At 26.8% G+C, this 20,441-nt stretch carries 19 protein-coding genes; 13 read left to right on the forward strand and 6 right to left on the reverse strand.

The window, feature by feature from the left end; genetic code table 11:
* Position 1: 1 nt before the first annotated feature.
* The 6 genes from tolB (at position 2) to D9T19_RS08815 (ending at position 5,251) form a co-directional block, all read left to right on the forward strand.
* Positions 2-1,273: a Tol-Pal system protein TolB gene (gene tolB, locus D9T19_RS08790; RefSeq protein ID WP_121627865.1), complete on the forward strand. Its 1,272-nt coding sequence runs from the start codon at positions 2-4 to the stop codon at positions 1,271-1,273.
* Positions 1,274-1,325: 52 nt separating this feature from the next.
* Entirely contained in the window at positions 1,326-1,895 is a 570-nt protein-coding gene (locus D9T19_RS08795) for an OmpA family protein (protein WP_121627866.1), read from the forward strand.
* 4 nt (positions 1,896-1,899) lie between these two features.
* On the forward strand, positions 1,900-2,907 hold the full coding sequence (locus D9T19_RS08800) for a tetratricopeptide repeat protein (RefSeq protein WP_121627867.1): 1,008 nt from the start codon (positions 1,900-1,902) through the stop codon (positions 2,905-2,907).
* 20 nt (positions 2,908-2,927) lie between these two features.
* Entirely contained in the window at positions 2,928-3,467 is a 540-nt protein-coding gene (locus D9T19_RS08805) for an FKBP-type peptidyl-prolyl cis-trans isomerase (RefSeq protein WP_121627868.1), read from the forward strand.
* A 166-nt stretch (positions 3,468-3,633) separates the two neighbouring features.
* Entirely contained in the window at positions 3,634-4,563 is a 930-nt protein-coding gene (fabD, locus tag D9T19_RS08810) for an ACP S-malonyltransferase (RefSeq protein ID WP_121627869.1), read from the forward strand.
* Positions 4,556-5,251, forward strand: coding sequence for a 5'-methylthioadenosine/adenosylhomocysteine nucleosidase (locus D9T19_RS08815; protein WP_121627870.1), 696 nt, complete (start codon positions 4,556-4,558; stop codon positions 5,249-5,251). Before fabD ends, D9T19_RS08815 begins: the two co-directional genes overlap by 8 nt.
* A gap of 82 nt (positions 5,252-5,333) precedes the next feature.
* On the opposite strand, the gene D9T19_RS08820 is transcribed toward D9T19_RS08815, so the two are convergent.
* From D9T19_RS08820 to D9T19_RS08835, 4 genes are all read right to left on the reverse strand, one after another.
* Positions 5,334-6,530, reverse strand: coding sequence for a glucose-6-phosphate isomerase (locus D9T19_RS08820; RefSeq protein WP_121627871.1), 1,197 nt, complete (start codon positions 6,528-6,530; stop codon positions 5,334-5,336).
* 2 nt (positions 6,531-6,532) lie between these two features.
* Positions 6,533-7,354: a UTP--glucose-1-phosphate uridylyltransferase GalU gene (galU, locus tag D9T19_RS08825; protein WP_121627872.1), complete on the reverse strand. Its 822-nt coding sequence runs from the start codon at positions 7,352-7,354 to the stop codon at positions 6,533-6,535.
* Between the two features lie 3 nt (positions 7,355-7,357).
* Complete coding sequence (locus D9T19_RS08830; protein ID WP_121627873.1) at positions 7,358-8,734, reverse strand: phosphomannomutase/phosphoglucomutase; 1,377 nt, start codon at positions 8,732-8,734, stop codon at positions 7,358-7,360.
* Between the two features lie 184 nt (positions 8,735-8,918).
* Positions 8,919-9,233: a F0F1 ATP synthase subunit C gene (locus D9T19_RS08835; protein ID WP_121627874.1), complete on the reverse strand. Its 315-nt coding sequence runs from the start codon at positions 9,231-9,233 to the stop codon at positions 8,919-8,921.
* 222 nt (positions 9,234-9,455) lie between these two features.
* On the opposite strand from D9T19_RS08835, the gene D9T19_RS08840 reads away from it, so the two are divergent.
* From D9T19_RS08840 to D9T19_RS08870, 7 genes are all read left to right on the forward strand, one after another.
* The gene (locus tag D9T19_RS08840; protein ID WP_121627875.1) at positions 9,456-11,537 is read left to right on the forward strand and encodes a hypothetical protein; all 2,082 of its coding nucleotides are present in this window, start codon (positions 9,456-9,458) and stop codon (positions 11,535-11,537) included.
* 180 nt (positions 11,538-11,717) lie between these two features.
* Entirely contained in the window at positions 11,718-13,076 is a 1,359-nt protein-coding gene (locus tag D9T19_RS08845; protein WP_121627876.1) for an imelysin family protein, read from the forward strand.
* A 22-nt stretch (positions 13,077-13,098) separates the two neighbouring features.
* Entirely contained in the window at positions 13,099-14,406 is a 1,308-nt protein-coding gene (locus D9T19_RS08850) for a di-heme oxidoredictase family protein (protein ID WP_228197996.1), read from the forward strand.
* On the forward strand, positions 14,406-15,350 hold the full coding sequence (locus D9T19_RS08855) for an imelysin family protein (RefSeq protein ID WP_121627878.1): 945 nt from the start codon (positions 14,406-14,408) through the stop codon (positions 15,348-15,350). Before D9T19_RS08850 ends, D9T19_RS08855 begins: the two co-directional genes overlap by 1 nt.
* A gap of 2 nt (positions 15,351-15,352) precedes the next feature.
* Positions 15,353-16,276, forward strand: a complete 924-nt coding sequence (locus D9T19_RS08860) for a sterol desaturase family protein (RefSeq protein WP_121627879.1) — start codon at positions 15,353-15,355, stop codon at positions 16,274-16,276.
* Complete coding sequence (locus D9T19_RS08865; RefSeq protein WP_121627880.1) at positions 16,273-17,442, forward strand: cytochrome-c peroxidase; 1,170 nt, start codon at positions 16,273-16,275, stop codon at positions 17,440-17,442. The genes D9T19_RS08860 and D9T19_RS08865 overlap by 4 nt, the downstream gene beginning before the upstream one ends.
* A gap of 180 nt (positions 17,443-17,622) precedes the next feature.
* Positions 17,623-18,327 carry an SDR family NAD(P)-dependent oxidoreductase gene (locus tag D9T19_RS08870; protein ID WP_121627881.1) on the forward strand — a complete coding sequence of 235 codons (705 nt, stop codon included), beginning with the start codon at positions 17,623-17,625 and terminating at the stop codon, positions 18,325-18,327.
* Positions 18,328-18,345: 18 nt separating this feature from the next.
* Here D9T19_RS08870 and D9T19_RS08875 read toward each other — a convergent pair whose 3' ends face one another.
* The gene (locus tag D9T19_RS08875; protein ID WP_162984569.1) at positions 18,346-19,542 is read right to left on the reverse strand and encodes an APC family permease; all 1,197 of its coding nucleotides are present in this window, start codon (positions 19,540-19,542) and stop codon (positions 18,346-18,348) included.
* The gene (locus tag D9T19_RS08880; RefSeq protein WP_121627883.1) at positions 19,532-20,434 is read right to left on the reverse strand and encodes a DMT family transporter; all 903 of its coding nucleotides are present in this window, start codon (positions 20,432-20,434) and stop codon (positions 19,532-19,534) included. Before D9T19_RS08880 ends, D9T19_RS08875 begins: the two co-directional genes overlap by 11 nt.
* Positions 20,435-20,441: the final 7 nt, after the last annotated feature.

Raw genomic sequence — 20,441 nt, forward strand, 5'->3', positions numbered from 1 at the left:
TATGAAAAAAATATTATTAATTACACTATTAATGATAAGCACATTATTTGCAGCAGTTGATGCAAAACTTGAGATTGTTAAAAAAGCTAATACATTACCGAAAATTCTTATTTCTATAGCGAGTGATACTTCTGAAATTAGTACACTTACAAAAATTAAAGATTTGCTTTCTAAAGATTTAGAAATAACTGGACATTTTGAAATATTAAATATTCAAAATATTATAAGATATGATGATTTACCTGATATTAATACCTTATCAAATGAAGGTGTAGATTTATTTCTAAATATATCTGCTACAAAAGATACCTCAGGTGCTTATAGTTTACGTACAAAATTATATGATATCAATGCTCAGGCTATGATTTTAGAAAAGAGTTTTACTTCATCAAGAGAAAATAGATATCCTTTTTTAGCTCATAGAACTACAATATCTATTAACGATTATTTTAAAGCTCCAAGCGTAAAATGGATGGATAGATTTGTTATATATTCTGTATATAAAGGTGCAGGTAAATCTGATATTATGATTGCAGATTATACATTAACATATAAAAAAACAATTGTAAGTGGTGGTTTAAATATTTTCCCAAAATGGGCAAGTCCTAAACAAAGAAGTATTTATTATACATCATATAACTATTCTAAACCAACTTTAGTTAAATTAAATATTTTTAATAGAGATAAAAAAATTATTATGAGTTCAGATGGTATGATTGTTTGTTCTGATGTAAATCATGATGGTTCAAAATTATTAATTACTGCTTCTCCAAATGGACAACCAGATATTTATTCTTATTCTGTAAATACAGGTAATAAAACTAGAATTACAACATATAGTGGTATTGATGTTGGTGGACAATTTATTGAAGATGATAAAAAAATTGTATTTGTTTCAGATAGACTTGGTAGTCCAAATATTTTCGCAAAGAATATTAATTCTAGAGGTGTTGAAAAATTAGTTTATCATAGTAATAATAATTCTTCAGCAACAGCTTTTAAGGATAATATTGTTTATGTAAGTAAAGATAAAAATAATGAATTAGGAAATAGATCTTTTAATTTGTATTTAATGTCTACAAAATCAGATAATTTAAAAAGATTAACTTCAAGTGGTACAAATCAATTCCCAAAATTCTCAGCAGATGGTGAATCACTTTTATTTATGAAAACATTTAATGGTAGAAGTTCTATTGGAATTGTAAGGTTAAATTTTAACAAATCTTATTTATTTCCATCTAATAATGGTAGAATTCAATCAATTGATTGGTAATTAAGTTATGATTTTGTAAAATCATAGTAATTTTTAATTTAAGGATAAATTTATGAAAAAAATTAGTATTTACTCTTTAGTAGTGGCGTCTGTTTTATTAACAACAGGTTGTAGTGAAAAAAATGTTGATATGGCTGTAGACAATACACCAAAACAAGTTGTTGACAATAGTTCTGAATCAGCTTTAAACACTATTCCTGATACAACAATTAATGAAATTACTGATGGTTCATTTTCAATGGCTGGTGAAGCTGACAATGGAGTTTATTATATTATAAACGGTAAAAAAGTGTTAATTGAGAATGTATATTTTGGATTTGATAAGTATGATTTAACAACTTCTATGAAAGATGTTGTAATGACAAATGCAAATAAGTTATCTGCTGTAAATCCTAGTTCAACTGTAAAAGTTACTGGAAATACAGATGAGTGGGGAACTGATGAGTACAATTATGCATTAGGATTAAAAAGAGCTAAAGTTGTAAAAGATGTATTAATTAATAATGGTGTTAATGCTAATATCTCTTTAGTTACATTAGGTGAAAGTAATCCAGCTTGTACTGCTAAAACAACTGCTTGTTGGCAAAAGAACAGAAGAGTAGAGCACGCTCTTATTAAATAATTTTATGAATAAATATATTTTATCTTTTTTAATCACTAGTTCATTAGCTTTAGCCCAAGAGGTTTCAGTTTTTGGGGCTGGTGATTTGAATTCAAAAAATCCTTATGGATTAAACTCTTCTGAAAAGTATATTCTTAAGAATCAAAAGAAGTTAAATACATTAACTTCAAAAGTTAGTGATGTAAAGTTATTAATTGATTCATTAAATAAAAGAATAGAAGGTTTAGAATCTATTTACGAAGGCGATTCATCTAAGTTAAACTCTACAGTTTTAAAAATGAATGAGTTAATGCAAAAAGTTGATTTGTCTTCAGATATTGTTTCTAAGAATAGTAACGATACAGAAGAGATTAAGAATGTTTCAGAGCAACTTTTAAATATGAAAGAAGAAACTGATAAAGAAGTTAAAAGAAGTATCAGTACTTTAAAACAAGCAGTTTCTAAACTTTCTAAATTAGTTAATAAAATTAATTCTCAATACATTTCAGAAAGTGAATTAAAAAGTAATATGAATCAATTTGTTACTAAAAGTGAGTTTGAAGCTTTAAAAAAAGCAGTAGGTGTTAAATCTACTCCTATTGTACAAACTTCTTCTACTCAAGTAAAAGAAAAAAAAGAAGTTGTAACAAAAACAAAAGATTTAAGTGCAGCAGATAGAAAGAACTTATCTCTAAGTGCAAAAGAAGATTATAATAAAAAATATTTTACAAGTGCAATTCCAAAGTTTGAACAACTTGTATCATTAAATTATAAACCAGCTGAAGGTAATTATTATCTTGGTGAAATGTGGTATGTAAGAAAGAAATATGACCTTGCAATAAGTCATTTTAAAAAATCTGCTATTCTTTATGATCAAGCAGCTTATATGCCTACATTATTATTGCACAGTGCTATTTCATTTGAAAAAACAAAAGATAAAGAAAATGCAAAAAGTTTTTATAGTACTTTAATAGATCTTTATCCAAATTCATCTGAGTCAAAAATAGCTAAGAAAAATTTATCAAAATTATAAAATCATAATAAGGAATATTTATGTCAAATAAAGTTATTGGAATAGAATACAATTTAAAAGATGCTAAAACAGGTGAGCAATTAGACTCAAATCTTGGTGCAGCACCTTTAGAATTTATTACAGGAAAAGGTCAAATTATCCCAGGTTTAGAAGCAAAAGTTGAAACAATGACTGCAAATGAATCTGCTGATGTATTAGTTGAACCAAAAGATGGTTACGGTGAATATAATGAAGAAGCTATTCAAACATTACCAACTGAACAATTTGCTGGTATTGAATTAGCTGAAGGTATGTCATTATATGGAACTGGTGAACAAGGTGAAACTGTTCAAGTTCTTGTAAAATCTTTTGATGATAAAGAAGTTACAATTGATTATAATCACCCAATGGCTGGAAGAACTTTAATGTTCTCAGTTACAATTCTTTCTTTAAGAGATGCTAGTGAAGAAGAAGTTCAAACTGGTGTTGTTGGTGGAATGGCTGCTATGGGTGGTGGTTGTTGTGGTGGAGGAAGTTCTGATGAATCTGCACCTCAATCTGGTGGTTGTGGTTGTCATTAATAATTACTATATTAGTAAATTATTTTAATGAATAAAAATATTAGTTTGCCCAAGTGTATTTATGCACTTGGGCAAAACTATTTTTTAGGGCTACACTTTTAACTTTAAAAAATAGTTTTAAGACAAAACTACAAATTTAAAAATTTAATAATAAGAAGGTATTACAATGAAAAAAGTTGCTTTTATTTTTCCAGGACAAGGTTCACAATCTATAGGAATGGGAAAAGATTTTTTTGAAAATAGTGATATTGCTAAAGATATGATTTCTAAAGCAAGTAAGCGATTGGGAGTTAATTTCGAAGAATTATTATTTACAGAAAATGACAACTTAGGTAAAACTGAATTTACACAACCTGCAATTTTGTTAGTTTCTTCAATTGCAAATGCTATTTTTAAAGATAGATATAATATAGAACCTGAATTTGTTTTAGGACATTCATTAGGTGAATTTTCTGCCTTAGTATCAGCTGGTGGACTTGATTATTTAGATGCAATTGAATTAGTACATAGACGTGGTTTATTTATGGTTGATGCTTGTTCAGGTGGTGGTGCTGGAATGATGGCATTAGTTGGACTTGATGATAAAGTTGTTGAAGATATTTGTGTAGTACAAAGAAAAGAAGGTAAACAAGTTTGGCCAGCAAATTATAATATGGATGGACAACTTGTTCTTGCGGGTCTTAAAGCTGATTTAGAATCACTTGTAGATACATTTAAAGCAGCAGGTGCAAAAAGAGCAATTGTTTTAGATATGTCTGTAGCTTCTCATTGTGAGCTATTAACAGCTGCTGTTGAAAACTTAAAACCATACTTAGAAGAGTATTTAAAAGACGAATTTTCACCTGTTATTTCAAATGTAACAGCTGAAAGTTATACTACTAAAGATGATGCAATTGAATTATTATCATCTCAACTTACGTCACCTGTTAAATACAAACAATCAATTTTAGCAAATACAAATGTAGATGCATTTATTGAATTTGGAAATGGTGCTGTTTTAAAAGGTTTAAATAGAAAAATTTGTAAAGCAATTCCTACTTTAAACGTAAGTGATTTTGCATCACTGGAAAAAACAATAGAGGCTTTAAATGACTAAACTAGCTATTATGGGAGCAATGGAAGAGGAAATAGAACCTCTTTTATCGCACTTTAAAGATGTGAATATAGTAGAATTTGCAAATAATAAATATTATGAAGTTTCGTATAATGGTTTAGATATTGTAATTGCATATTCAAAAATTGGAAAAGTATTTGCTAGTTTAACTGCTACAACTATGATTGAAAAATTTGGCTGTGATACTTTATTATTTTCAGGTGTTGCAGGTGCTATTAATCCTACACTTAAAATAGGTGATTTAATCATTGCTGATAAATTATGTCAACATGATTTAGATATTACTGCTTTTGGTCATCCAAATGGTTTTGTTCCAGGTGGAAGCGTATTTGTAAAAACATCTAAAGAGTTAAGAGATACTGCTATAGAAGTTGCAAATGAAAATGATTTAAAAGTTATTGTTGGTACTATTGCTACAGGTGATCAATTCGTACATTCTGCTGAGCGAAAAGAGTTTATAGAATCTACTTTTAAAGCTGATGCTCTAGAAATGGAAGGTGCAAGTGTTGCTGTTGTTTGTGATGCTTTAAATGTACCATTTTTTGTATTACGTGCTATTTCTGATAGTGCTGATATGGATGCTGGATTTGATTTCGATGAGTTTTTAAAATCAAGTGCTGTTAACTCTGCAAACTATCTAATTAAAATAGTTGAAAAGCTAGAAAAATAAGTTATTAGAAAGAGAGAGATATAATACAAATATAAAAACTTTTATTAAGTATTATATTTGTATATATTTCTTATAAAATATTTTATCTTAATTTCTCTTTTAAAATAATTTTCCCAGCTTCAACGCCAGGTTGGTCATATGTATTAATCTGTACAAAGCTTCCTACTATTGATGTAAGTAATTCATATGAATACATTAATTTTCCAATATTATATTCATCTTGAGCTTCAATTGTAAGAACATCACATGGTATATGTTTTAGATTTTGTATTGCTTCTATTGTTGCATCTGCTTGTTTATTTATCATATTTTTAAATTTGATATTATTTATATAATCTAAACCTTCTAATCCTGGTAGTGAAATATCTGGAATTACTAAATCATTTTCAAAATCAGCTACCTTTATAAACGTAACAGTTTTGTCTCTTTTCCCTTCCATTATTAATTGTAAAAAAGAATGCTGGTCTACTGGTCCTATTAATCCTATTGGTGTTAGAGCCTGTTTTGTTTTATTTATATTTATTTTTCCTAAACTCTCACCCCATAATTGAACGTACCATTTATTAAAACCTTCAAGTAATGATGAATAAGAAAATACTACATTTATATTAAACTTATTTTTATTTTCAACCATAAATCTAGCTTTTTCCATAAGTGTTCTATAATATTCACCTTTATCAAAATAGTCATCATAAATTGTTTTACAACCAAAAAGAATTCTATCTATATCAAGTCCCATAATAGCTAAAGGAACTAATCCTACATTTGAAAATACTGAAAATCTTCCACCTACATTTTTAGGTATATTAAAAGTCTTCATCTCATTTGCAATTGCAAAATCATTTAGTTTACTATCATTTTCTGTAATACAAATAGTATTTGATTTATCTATTGTAGTAATACTATGTAAATATTTTAAAATACTTACAGTTTCTATTGTAGTCCCTGATTTACTTATAATGATAAAAAGTGTATCATTTAAATCAACTTTACTTGTTCTTCTTTGTAAATCTAAAGGGTCCGTAGATTCTAAAAAGTGAAGTTTTTTCATATTTTCTTTATGTTGTAAAAATTTGTGAATAGCATAAGTTCCTAGTGAACTTCCACCAATACCAACAACAACAATATCTTGTTGTGTTACAGTTTTAGCATATTCTTTTATAGAACTTGTATCTTGAAATGGAAGAGAATAGTAACCAATTGTTTCTCTTTCTTTTGATATCTTTTCAAATATCTCTACATTTGATTTTATTTGGTAGAAATTTTTAGTATAATTCATTATTATTCCTTATTTTTTTTATAAAAATGGTTAGTTGCTTTTACAAAGCCATCAATACTACCACAATCAAATCTCTCTCCCTTAAATTTAAAAGCTAATACCATACCTTTTTTTGCTTGAGTAAGTAGTGCATCAGTTATCTGGATTTCACCACTTTTCCCAGGTTTTGTAGCTTTAATAATATCAAAAATATCAGGAGTTAAGATGTACCTTCCTATAATAGCTAAATTTGATGGAGCATCTTTGGGATCTGGTTTTTCTACCATATCTTTTATCATAAAAATTCCTGGTTCAATTTCTTTACCATCTATTACACCATATTTATATGTTTCTTCTTTTGGTACTTCTTCAATAGCAACTATTGAACAATGATATTTCTTATAAAGTTCACACATTTGTGATAAGACACCTTTTTTTGCATCACATAAATCATCTGCTAAAATTACTGCAAAGGGTTCATTTCCTATTAAAGTCTCACCACCTGTAAGAATAGCATGTCCTAAACCTTTCATTTCTATTTGTCTAGTATATGAAAAAGTACACCTATTAATAACTTCTCTAATTTCAGTTAAAAGAGGTTCTTTACTTGTACCTTTAATTTGGTGCTCTAACTCGTAAGAAATATCGAAGTGATCTTCTATTGCTCTTTTACCACGACCTGTTACTATTGCCATTGTAGTCATTCCAGCTTCAATAGCTTCTTCAACTCCATATTGAATTAAAGGTTTAGTTAGAACTGGTAGCATTTCTTTTGGTGTAGCTTTAGTAGCAGGTAAAAATCTCGTACCATATCCTGCTGCTGGGAATAAACATTTTTTTATCATTTCTTAATTTTCTCCTATACTACTTAATAATTTCATTAATATTTCTTGATATATTTTTGCTTGGGCTTGAGTATCTGCTTCAAATCTAGTTACAAGTTTAGGTGTTGTATTTGAAGCTCTTATTAATCCCCAACCTTTATCAAAGATAACCCTTACACCATCGACTTCTATAATATCTTTGATAGGTTCAAAATATCTTGGAGGATTTTGAAGTGCAACTTTTAAATCATCAATAATTTTAAACTTTGTATCTTCTGTTACTTTTATATTTATTTCAGGTGTTGAATATACTTTTGGAAGAGCATCATATTCAGAGTCAAAATCAAAGTTTTTATCTATTAATTCTAAGGCTCTAAATGTAGCATAAATAGCATCATCATATCCAAAATATCTATCATTAAAAAATAAATGACCTGATACTTCTGCTGCGAATGAAGCATTTAATTCTTTGATTTTTACTTTTAAGTTTGAGTGACCTGTTTTATACATAATAGCTTTACCATAAGTATTGATAGTATCATACATAACTTGAGAACATTTTACTTCTCCAATAACTACAGGATTTTCTATAAACTTTGAAAAGAATATAGCTAATATATCACCTTTAAAGTTGTTCTTTTTTGAAAGTAGGGCAATTCTATCTGCATCTCCATCATAAGCAAAACCAAAATCAAATTTGCCTGTTGAGAGCTCTTTTTTAATATCTACTAGTGTTGATTCATCACTTGGGTCTGGATGATGATTTGGAAAGTTTCCATCTGGTTGTTCAAAAAGTATATGATGTTTGATATTTAATTTATCAAGTATCTCACGAAGAACTACACCTGCAACTCCATTTCCACAATCAAAAACAAATTTTTTGCCTTCTAGTTTTAAATCTTTGAAATGATTTACAATATAGTCGATATATCTTTCTTTTGCATTAATTAAAATTGTTGTGTTATTATCAGGAATAGTAGAATCATCTTTTAAAATATCTCTTCCCATAGAGTATATTTGCTCACCAAAAAATGGATTTTTATTTATAGTAATTTTAAATCCATTATATTCAGGTGGATTATGTGAACCTGTAATCATAATAGAACCATTTGAAGATAATCCATTAAAATCTACAAAATTAGAAAAATAGTTTACAGGTGTTGGAACCATTCCCATATCAAGTACTTTTAGTCCTGCATGATTAATTCCTGAAGCTAACCAGTTTTTAAGTTCTATGGAATGAAGTCTCGCATCATATCCAACTGAAATAAATGAAGCATTAGGAACTTTTTTGATTAATTCTTTAGCAAAATAATAACCAATTTTTTTCACAATGTTTTCATTTAACTCTTTTTGGAATATTCCTCGTATATCATACTCTCTAAAAATAGATTTGCTCATTATATTTTCTCCTGTTTAGTGCTATTTTATATGATTATAATATAAACTTTCTTATTCCATTGTAAATAATATTATAAATTATTGATATTAAATTGAAGAGATTAATAATGATATTTTTGGCATAAAAAAAGGCCAGAAGCAAAACTTCTGACCTTTTTAATTTATAAGCTGTGTGCTTTTGATATTAACCTAAGAATGGGTTTGCGTATAAAACAATCATAGCAACAACAAGTGCATAAATAACTTGTGCTTCAATCATCGCTAAAGCAATGAACATAGTTGTCATTAATTTTCCACCTAAACCTGGGTTTCTAGCAGTACCAGCAATAGTTGCAGCAGCAGTATTACCCATACCAATAGCACCACCAAGTGCAGCAAGACCTAAACCAATACCTGCAGCAACTACAGAGTAAGCTTTTAAAGTTTCGTTTGCAACATCACCATCAGCAGCAAAAGCAGCTACAGCAATTGAAAGCATTAATAAAACGATTTTTTTCATTTGAAATTCCTTAAAAAATATTTTGATAAAGTCTTTTCGGATAGCGTAACTTTGCTAAAAATAACAAAGCAATACCTACATAAATGCAAATATTTCCCTACTAATTACTTTAATCGTTTGGATTATATTAAAAAAAACATTATAAATAGATAAAATATCAATAATTCTATTTTTTATTTAAAAATTGCTATAATAATTCTAATTATTAATTTAAGGGTTTTTATGAAAAAGTTTTTTTTTAGTTTAACAATATTGATTATACTCATTATTGCTACAGTTTATGGTGTTTTATTTACAAAACCGGGGAATAATTTTGTTGCTTCTTATATTGAAAATAAAGTAAATGATGAGCAAAAGGATGTACGATTAAAAGTAAATGATTTTACATTAACATTTAATACTATTAATTTTAATGCAGTAATTAATGACAATTCTAATATAAATATTTCAGGTGATTTAGAGATATTAAAAAAGAAAGTTGATGTTAAATATGATATTAAAATTAATGAATTATCTAAGTTAATTAATTTGACAAAGCAAAAATTAAATGGTCCTTTTTCTACATCTGGAATATTTAAAGGTGATGCAAACTTCTCTGAAATAAAAGGTATTTCTAATGTTGCTCAAAGTGAAACATCATATGATTTGAAACTTGTTAATTTTGAAGCAAAAAATATCAATTTTCTTATGAAAAATGCACGGATAGAAAAACTTTTACATCTTGTTAACCAAAAAAGTTTTGTAAAAGGTGATATTACATTAAAAGGCGATATTAAAGATGCAAATATCTCAAATTTAGATGGTAATATTCTTATAAATATTATCGATGGAAAAGTAAATAATGATGTTATTAATAAAGAATTTAAACAAAATATATCTTCATCTATTTATTTTAAAAGTGATATTAATGCAAAATTAACTCCCAATAAAGCTACTATAAAATCTGATTTAATTACATCATTAGTTGATGTAGTTACTAAAAAAACAGAGATAAACATAGATAGTGGAAAAATTTTAAGTGATTATAAATTAGATGTTAAAAACCTTACAAAACTTGAAGGTATAATTGGAAAAAAATTAAATGGTAATTTTATTACAAAAGGTAATGTTCTTGTAAATGAAGGAAAAATAAATATTGATGGAGATTCTGATATTTTTGATAGTTCAACTAAATATTCTATTGGATTTGATGATACAAAAATTGAATATGTAAAATTCAATATTACGAATGCTAAAATTGATAAATTATTAAATATTTTAAATGAACCTGTATATGCAGATGGTATTTTGAATATTAATGCAAATATTACTGATGCAAGAGAACAAACACTATCTGGTGATATAAAAACAGAAATTTTAAATGGTAAAATAATTAATCCTGTTGCAAATACTGTATTTAATTTGAATTTAAAAAAAGAGGTAATATTTAAGGCTAATATGATAACTTCATTACTTCCAAATCAAGCAATTACTAATAGTACAATTACAACTTCATTAGCAAATTTAGATATTAAAAAAGCAGTATTTAATTTTGATGATGCTTCATTTAATTCAGATTATTTACTGAACTTACCTAATCTTAGTAATTTATATGGTGTTACTGCTACAAAAATGAGAGGTTCTCTTGATATAGTTGGTGATTTATCAAATAAAAATAAATCACTTTTATTAACAGGAAAATCAGAACTTCTTGATGGAAATTTAGATTTTTATTTAAAAAATGATGACTTTCATGCTGATATAAAAGAAATCCAGATTAAAAAATTAACACATATGCTTTATTATCCAGATGTTTTTGATTCTACAGCTGCATTAGTATTGGATTATAATCTTCTTAAAAAAAGAGGAGAACTAAAAGGTAATCTTTTAAATGGTCATTTTATAAAAAATGATTTTTCAACTCTTTTAGATCAATTTGCAAAATTTGATATTACAAGAGAAGTATATGAAACAGTTGATATAGATACTGATATTAATAAATTACTTTTAACATCAACTGTTAATATGAAAAGTAAAAATACAACTATAAATATAGATAAATCCTTGTTAGATTTAGAAAAAAGTACAATTGATGCATACATAGATACTAAAATTAAAACTACTGAATTTGCCTTAAAAGTAAAAGGGAATACATCAAAACCTAAAATTTCAATTGATTCAAAAGATTTAATTAAAGGTCAAGTAAATAAACAACTTGATAAAAATGAAGAAAAAATAAAAGAAAAACTAAATAAAGTTTTAAAAGGTAAATTAGGAGAAGATGGAGCTCAAAAAGTATTAGAAAATTTTAAATCACTTTTTTAAAATAAGGTTTTATAACCTTATTTTAAATTTATTTCTCTTCAAATATAAACTCTTAATTAAATACAAATATATAATCACCAATAATAGTTATGATAATAATTATCAATTTAATATTCTTTTAAGTCTTTTTTTGTTTTAATTTCATTAATGATAATTGATATTAAAATTAAAAGGAACATAATGTTAAATAAAACAAAATTTTTTGCAGCTTCTTTATCTATTGCAGCAGCAATAGCTCTTACTGGTTGTTCATCAACAAATGCAAATGAGACAATGAGTAAAATAGAGACTGTTAAAGAAAAAGGGATTTTAAGTGCATATGCAAATTTAGCATTAGCTAATTATACAGATGCATTAAATGATGCAATAGTTTTAGAAAAAGCCATAAATGTATTTGCTTCCAATCCAACTACTACAAATTTTGCTTATGCTAAAAAAGCATGGTTGATTTCTAGAGAATCTTATGGTCAAACAGAAATTTTAAGACTTGCAAATGGTCCTATTGATGCAGAAGAAGGTTGGGTTGCTAATACTTATGGTTCTTTAGAAGGTCAACTTAATGCTTGGCCATTAGATGAAAATATGATTGATTATACAATTGATGCAAATGGAGCTAAAACTTCAGGAAATATTATTGATACAATTGGTTCATTTAATCCAGGTGGAGAAGATGCACAAACTGTAAATGTTGAAACAATTACTGAAGATTCATTAACTGCTTTAAATGAAAATGGTGGTGATGCAAATGTATCTACAGGATATCATGCAATTGAATTTTTATTATGGGGACAAGATCAAGATTATTCTAACTTCTTAAAAGATTCTGTAACTCCTGGTGCTTTAACAGCAGGACAAAGACCATTAAGTGACTTTACAACTGCTAAAAATGCAGATAGAAGATTAGCTTATTTAAAAGCATCTGCATCTAAAATTGTTAATGATTTAAAAACAGTTAAAAGTGCATGGGAAAAAGATATAAATGGTAATACTGGTTTATATCAAGCTGCATTACAAGGTAAATTAACAGATGCCAATGCTTCAAAAAATATTGATTCAAAAGAAGCTTTAAAACAAATTATTGCAGGTATGGGTGTATTTATGAAATCAGAATTAGCAAATGAAAGAATTGCTGTTGCTGTACTAACTCCAAGTGAAGAAGATGAGCATTCTTGTTTTTCTGATAATACGCATAGAGATATCTTAAATAACTATTTAGGATTTAAAAATGTACTAACTTCAACTTATAAAGGTCAAAAATTTGGTGCATCTTTATTAGATAGTGTTGATGTAGATACTAAAGCAAATATCTCTTCTTTAATGAAATCTATTGAAGAAAAAATCAATAGTATTGATGAAATTGCAAAAACAAAAGAACACTTTGATTATCAAATTAAACCTACAAGTCCTCAATCAAAAGTTATTGTAAAACTTAAAAATGAGATGAGAAAACTAGGTGATGAAATGGTAAATGTTGCAAAAGCAAATGGTATTGATTTAACTAGTGATGATGTAACTGATGCTGAAGAAACTCAAATTTAATTCTTTCTTTTTAAAATTAATTTTGATAAAAAGCCTGGTAGTATTTTTTACTACTGGGCTTTTTGCGCTTAATATTCCTACTATAAAACCATTAGATGGAATGAGTGATGAACAGTATGATAAATTTATTTTAGGAAGAAGTTTTTTTGTAATTCCTTGGGTTGAAGCTCCAAGTGCAACAAGTGCAAGAGATGGATTAGGTCCTTTATTTAATGCGAATACTTGTATCTCTTGTCATGCTGCAAATGGAAGAGGGACTTTATATAATAAAAATAAGAATACATCGCGTTCTTTAGTTGCAAGATTATCAATTCCTTCTAATGGTTCCAAAGAACATAAAAAATTACTATACAAAAATGGCTTTATACCCAATGAAGTTTATGGTACTCAAATATCAATAAATGGAATACATGGTGTTGATTATGAAGCTAGAATAAATTTAGACTTTGAAGAAATAAAAGTTAAATTTCCAGATGGGGAAATTGATACAATATTAAAACCTAAGTATAAACTAATTAATCAAAATTATGGAAATTTATCAAAAGATACAATAATCACATATAGAATAGCTCCTTCTTTACATGGCTTAGGCTTAATTGGAAAAATACCAAATGAAGAAATTTTGAAAAATGTTGATGAATTTGATAAAGATAATGATGGAATATCAGGAAAAGCTAATATAGTTTATTCTCCTAAAACTTTAAAATATGAATTAGGGAAATATACTTGGAAAGCTAGTTCACCTTCTGTATTAGAACAATCTGCCTCAGCTGCAGTTACAGATATGGGTTTAACTAGTTATCTTTTTAAAGAAGATAATTGTACAAAATTTCAAGATGATTGTAATAATGCACCAAAAGCAAAAGATTCAGAAGATATAACACCAATAAGATTAGAAGCTATTACTTATTATTTAAAACACACACAAATTCATAAGCCTAAACAAACACAAGATTACAAAGAAGGCTTAGAAGTTTTTGAAAGTATTGGTTGTGTGAAATGTCATACAAACAATTTTAAAACAAAAAACAATAAAATCATTTCTCCTTACTCAGATTTTTTACTTCATGATATGGGTGAGGGGTTAGATGATGGAAGAAGTGAATTTTCTGCAAGTTCAAGTGAATGGAGAACAGCACCTTTATGGGGACTTGCATTACATGAAAAGATAAATAAGAAAAAACCAAGATTATTGCATGATGGAAGAGCTAGAAATTTCCAAGAAGCAATTCTTTGGCATGGTGGGGAAGCTAGTAAAGTTAAAGAAAACTATATGAACTTATCTAAACAAACAAGAGAAAAATTACTTAATTTTTTAGGAAATATTTAATGAAAAAAATTTTATTTATGATGATGATTTTAGTATCAACAGTTTTTGCAGATCAAACTGCATTAAATTCAATATTAAAAAATATATCAATACCAAATGTTGATAAAACAATAAAAAATGCAAATGTGTTAAAAGAAAATTTAAATGAGCAAAATTTTAAAAAATTTCTTAGTTCATGGAAAAAAGTTGAGGCATTATATTTTGCAGGAGAAATAGATAATGACTATCTTGATACTCCTAGATATATTGATGTGTTTCATAATTTGAAAGAAGATTTAAAAGAACAAATGCAAAGAGTTATTGCTTCAAAAGATGAGCCAAATATAGCACTTTTTAAAAATTCATTTAAAACAATTAATGCATTAGAGTATGTATTATTTAATGATGATAAAATTACTAAAAGAGAAAAGCTTTTAAGTCTAGCAATTCTTGATTCTATTGTTTCTCATTTAAATGATATTAAAGGTGTTTATACACAATATTTAAGCTCAAAACCAAAAAGTGAAACTTGGGAAAATGCAATGATTATTAATAGTTTAATTGCAAGTACTTATAGATTAAAAGAATGGAGAATAGGAGATCCTAGTGGGAATTCTTCAAAATACAAAGACAATGCTGATAATAAAAGAGCTGAGTATTTTTTAAGTAAAAGTTCATTCTTAGCTATAAAATCAATTTTAGATGCACATGAAGAGATTATGGGTGAGAGTAAATATCTTAACTTTGGGAAAATGGCAGTACAATCAGGTGCAAAAGCTGAAGTAGCAGAAGTTGAAAATGCAATTCATAATAGTTTAAATGAGTTAAAAAAACTTAAAAATGATGATTTCTCAAATGCAAAAGATTTATATGAAGATGTAAAGTCATTACATAATGCATATTATTTATCACTAATTGAACAACTAGCAATTACCGCAAAAATTTTAGATGCAGATGGTGACTAAGATTGAATGATTTTTTTGCATTAGAGTATTTAATAAACCCAAATAAGAGAATTTTTTGGGTTTATATACTCTCTTCAATTTTAATTACAATAATATATTTTTATTTTAATTCAAGAAGTAAAAAAGTAGTACTAAGTTCTAAACTTTGGTTACATCCTAGTGCTAAACTTGATTATTATTACTTTTTTATTTCATATTTTGTAAAAGTATTTATGTTGATTCCTATTGTAGTATCTGCAAAAACAATTGCTTTTTTCGTTAATAAACATTTATATTTACAATTTGATTATTATGAAAATACTTTTTTTTCTTATGAAGTTGTAATTGTGATGTATACCTTATCACTTTTTTTAATAAGTGATTTTTCAAGATATTGGCTTCATAGATTTTTACATAAAATTCCTTTTCTTTGGGAATTCCACAAAGTACATCACAGTGCAAAAGTTTTAACACCAATTACTTTTTATAGAGTTCATCCTATTGAAAATCTTCTTTATGGAATAAGATATTCATTAAGTATTGGTTTTGTAACTGGTATATTTATATACTTTTTTGGTGCAATGATTGATATTTATTCTGTTTTAGGAGTAAATATTATTGTTTTTGTTTTCTCTATTTTAGGAGCTAATTTAAGACATTCACATGTTCAAGTATCTTTTGGAGAAAAAATAGAAAAATGGTTCATTTCACCAAAACAACATCAAATTCATCATAGTCGTAGGCATTTTAATAAAAATTATGGAGGGACATTAGCCATTTGGGATAGATTATTTGGTAGTTTAAGCCTTTCAAAAGAAGTAAAAATATTAAAATTTGGTTTAAGAAAGAATCAAATGAATGATTATCTAAGCGTTTTTGACTTGTTAATCAAGCCATTTAAACTTTTGATATTAAATAAAATATTAAAAAAAAGGAAATTAAAATGAATAATTTTAAATCAACATTATTAAGTGCATTTGCACTTTTTTCTGTTTTATTATTTACAGCTTGTTCAAATGATAAAGTATCAAAAGCAGAACTAATACAAAAACAGCAAGAAAAGGAAAACTTAGGTCAAGTTCTATTTTTTGATGTAAATCTTTCAAAGAATAGAACTCAATCTTGTGCAACTTGTCATAATCCTGATACTGGTTTTGTAGATAATAGAAACAATGGTGTAAATAGTATGGTATCACTAGGTGATGATAATATATCTCTTGGTGATAGATCAGCCCCAACGGCTTCTTATGCAATGTTTTCTCCAAAGTTTCATTATGATATGAAAAAGAAAAAATACATTGGTGGACAGTTTTGGGATGGTAGAGAAGATGATTTAGCAGGACAAGCAGGTGGACCACCATTGAATCCTATTGAAATGGGTATGAAAGACAAAAAAGAAGTAACAAGTAGATTACAAGAAAATCCATATTATGTTCAAAGTTTTAAAGATATTTATGGTGATGATATTTGGGAAAATGATAATTTAGCATTTAAAGCAATGACAGAAGTAATTGCAGCTTTTGAGCGAACAGAAGTATTTGCACCTTTTGATTCTAAATATGATAGATATTTAAAAGGCGAATATGATTTAACACCTTTAGAAGATTTAGGTAAGTCGATTTTCTTCTCAAATAATAATAACTCTTGTTCTACTTGTCATGTACTAAAAGGTGAAGATAAATTAGGTGAAACATTTACAAATTATGAATATCATAATATTGGAGTGCCTATAAATGAAGAATTAAGAGCTAAAAACGGTGTTACAGTTATTGATGGTGGTTTATTAAATAATCCAAAAGTTACAGATGTAAAAGAAAAAGGAAAATATAAAGTTCCAACTTTAAGAAATGTAGCTGTAACTGCTCCTTATATGCATAATGGAGTATTTAAAGATTTAAAAACAGTTATGGAATTTTATGATAAATACAATGATGTAAATAGAAAAATAAATCCTGAAACAAATAAACCTTGGCGTGAACCTGAAGTAAAAGAAACAGTATCACTAGAAGAACTAAGATCAAAAAGACAAAGTGATAGAAAAATAGAAGCTTTAGTTGCATTTATGAAAATTCTAACTGATAAAAAGTATGAACATCTAATAAAAGAAGATTAATAAGTAAAGAAGATAAAAATCTTCTTTACTTCTCATAGTTTTCAAATTCTTTTAAATTAAAACTATTTAAATTAAGAGTATTTTTTCTATTTTAAGAGTTAAGAAATTAAACAAATCTAAATCTAAATTAAACTAATATAAATACAAACTAATTAAATATTATATGCAAAAGGAAAAAGTATGGCAAAAAGAGTATTAATAACGGGTGGAAATAGAGGAATTGGTTTATCAGTTTCTCAAGCAATGCTAGATCTTGATTATGAAATTATTGTAGTAGCAAGAGAATTCAATGGTTTTGCCTTAGGTGGACTTCCTAGTGTTTTTGAGTATGAATATGATTTATCAAATATTGATGGTTTACAAAAATTAATAGAAAAAATAGGTCATGTTGATATTTTAATTAATAATGCTGGATTTATGCAACCTAAATATTCATATGATAATTACCCAAAAGATGCAAAAGAAAATATTATGAATGTTGACTTATATGCACCTGTAGAATTAATGAATTTAGTATCAAAAAGTATGAAAAAACAAGGTTCTGGTAAAATTGTAAATGTTGCATCAATTGCTGGACAAATAGGACATCCTGATGTTTGGTATGGAATAGCAAAAGCTGGTTTAATTAATGCTACGAAAATATATGGTAAATTATTAGGTTCTCATGGTATTACAGTTAATTGTGTAACTCCAAGTCCAACTGAAACAGATATGCAATCATCTAATTCAGAAGAGCGAAAAAAAGAGTTTTTAAAAACTGTTTCAACAAAAAGATTTGCACAACCAGATGAGGTAGCAAAAGCTATAGTTTGGCTAGCAACTGATTGTCCTGATTATATAAATGGAACTACATTAGATATTAATGACTGTTCATATCCTAGATAAATAATTTTAATTATTTACCTATTTTTTTAAATAGGTAAATAAAAATAGTAAAAAAATTACTAAAATAATAAATATATTTGAAAATAGTAGAATTATTCCAAATAATATACTTAAAATAATAGCACTAATTTTTAAAAATCCTTTTTCAAAAAGTATAACGGCTGTTATAAGACCAATTATTGCATTTGCAATAAAAAATCCATCAGCAAATGCTACTAAATTATCCAAAGTTAAAATCTTAGAATATACAAGTAAAAGAGTTATTATATAAATAATAGATAAAAGGTTTAATGCTCCAATTGGTGTATTATTAGATAAATGCTTTGAGGTATATGTTGTTAGGTTTAATGATGAAATAAGACGTGCTACTCCACCTACAAAAAGAATAAGAGTACCAATACAAAGTATTATTGAAACTGTGGCTAGAATTGCATTTGAGAAATCTGTAAAAATAGGTTTGATTATCCAAACGAGTTTGAATTCTTCATCTTTGGGAAAATCACCAAAACATATTGCAATAGCTGTTAATATATATACAAGTGAAATAATTATTGCTGATAGTTTAACTGCATTTGTTAATGTTTTAGTTTTTTCTACTTCTTTTGAATAGTTTCCTATAACTTCCCATCCTACAATAGACCAAAATACAATTATTAGTGAATGACCAAATTCATTTATTGATAAAGTTGGTAAGGTAAAGTGAAAGTTATTTATATTTAATATGATATTTATACTTGAAATTAAAAATATTAGTGTAATAACAGAGCTTACTATTAACATTAATTTACCAAGAAAATTTATTTTTATAAGTAAAAATAAATAGGTTAATATATAAATAAAAAAACCTAATAATTCAAGTGAAACATTTGGAAAGTAGGGTTTGATAAATTCTGCTGCAATTATTAAAACAGCAACAGGTCCAAAAAATACTGCACAGATGAGGTAAAAAGAAGTTAGAAGTTGGTATTTCTTCCCCATTGCTTCTTTTGTTGCAAGACTAACTCCACCATCTCCTTTATATAAAACTGCAAGTTTCCCAAAAATAAGAGCAAATATAAATCCTAAAGTTAAAATAATAGCCCATATAATTAATGAAAAGTTTCCAACCATATTATAAAGCAAAGGAGGGAGTAAAATTAAACCAGAACCTAAAATTGGACCAATTATTAGTCCTGATAGTGTAAATGTATTTAATCTATTTGAATTATGACTCAATTTTCTTCTTTTTAAATATAATAATATTATTTAATATCTTAACTGCAAATAAGGTAAGTATTACACCAATAATAGTTGTAATATGTACTTCTTCTTTTAAAAATATTATACTAAAAACAATGGCAAAAAATGGAACTAAAAATATGAAAGAACTAACTTCATTTGTTCCTAGTTTTTCAATACCAATAAAATATACAGTTGTCGCAAAAGTTGTAGCAATTATCGAGAGAATTAAAATATTTATCCAAAAAATCGAATCAAAAGTTTCAAAAGGAATTGCTTTAAAATCTACAAAAAATAAACTAACCATTATTGTTGAAATAATATACATATACATAGAAAAAACCATTGGAGATGTATGTGTGATTTTTGAACTAGTAATTGTTAAAGCAGGCCATAAAACAGACGCACCTAAGAAGTACATATTTTGAGTTGAAAATATTTGTTCATGTGAAAAAGACCAGATATTTAGCATTGTTAATACCCCAATTGCTCCAATTATTAAAGCAAATATATCTTTTTTAAGTATCTTTTTACCCCAAAATAAAGCCATAAATATAAATGTATTAATAGGAATTAAAGTAGTAACTAACGCACCGCCAAGTGATGCTGTACCATGTTTTGTACCTAAAAAATAACATTTTAGATAGACAATCATAATTACAGATGCTAATACTGCTAATAAAAAACTACGTCTGTTTATATGGAAATATTTTTTTGTAATAATTAAAACAGGTGCAAGTGTAATAATAGTAAAAAAGTTTCGTAGGAATATCATTTCATATTCATTTACATAAGAGCTTAATACTTTTGCATTAACCCATGATGCACCCCATCCTGCCATTGCAAATATCATTAAGATATAAAAAATATTTTTATTTTGCTGTGTCATTGTAGAT

The organism is Poseidonibacter antarcticus, assembly GCF_003667345.1.
GTDB lineage: Bacteria > Campylobacterota > Campylobacteria > Campylobacterales > Arcobacteraceae > Poseidonibacter > Poseidonibacter antarcticus.

Bases quoted from the DNA above. Each gene is read 5' to 3' on its own strand.
- D9T19_RS08865 (WP_121627880.1), top strand. From the start codon at position 16,273: ATGAATAATTTTAAATCAACATTATTAAGTGCATTTGCACTTTTTTCT.
- D9T19_RS08820 (WP_121627871.1), bottom strand. From the start codon at position 6,530: ATGAATTATACTAAAAATTTCTACCAAATAAAATCAAATGTAGAGATA.
- galU (WP_121627872.1), bottom strand. From the start codon at position 7,354: ATGATAAAAAAATGTTTATTCCCAGCAGCAGGATATGGTACGAGATTT.
- tolB (WP_121627865.1), top strand. From the start codon at position 2: ATGAAAAAAATATTATTAATTACACTATTAATGATAAGCACATTATTT.
- D9T19_RS08870 (WP_121627881.1), top strand. From the start codon at position 17,623: ATGGCAAAAAGAGTATTAATAACGGGTGGAAATAGAGGAATTGGTTTA.
- D9T19_RS08800 (WP_121627867.1), top strand. From the start codon at position 1,900: ATGAATAAATATATTTTATCTTTTTTAATCACTAGTTCATTAGCTTTA.
- D9T19_RS08795 (WP_121627866.1), top strand. From the start codon at position 1,326: ATGAAAAAAATTAGTATTTACTCTTTAGTAGTGGCGTCTGTTTTATTA.
- D9T19_RS08805 (WP_121627868.1), top strand. From the start codon at position 2,928: ATGTCAAATAAAGTTATTGGAATAGAATACAATTTAAAAGATGCTAAA.
- D9T19_RS08835 (WP_121627874.1), bottom strand. From the start codon at position 9,233: ATGAAAAAAATCGTTTTATTAATGCTTTCAATTGCTGTAGCTGCTTTT.
- D9T19_RS08845 (WP_121627876.1), top strand. From the start codon at position 11,718: ATGTTAAATAAAACAAAATTTTTTGCAGCTTCTTTATCTATTGCAGCA.
- D9T19_RS08855 (WP_121627878.1), top strand. From the start codon at position 14,406: ATGAAAAAAATTTTATTTATGATGATGATTTTAGTATCAACAGTTTTT.
- D9T19_RS08830 (WP_121627873.1), bottom strand. From the start codon at position 8,734: ATGAGCAAATCTATTTTTAGAGAGTATGATATACGAGGAATATTCCAA.
- fabD (WP_121627869.1), top strand. From the start codon at position 3,634: ATGAAAAAAGTTGCTTTTATTTTTCCAGGACAAGGTTCACAATCTATA.
- D9T19_RS08815 (WP_121627870.1), top strand. From the start codon at position 4,556: ATGACTAAACTAGCTATTATGGGAGCAATGGAAGAGGAAATAGAACCT.
- D9T19_RS08840 (WP_121627875.1), top strand. From the start codon at position 9,456: ATGAAAAAGTTTTTTTTTAGTTTAACAATATTGATTATACTCATTATT.
- D9T19_RS08880 (WP_121627883.1), bottom strand. From the start codon at position 20,434: ATGACACAGCAAAATAAAAATATTTTTTATATCTTAATGATATTTGCA.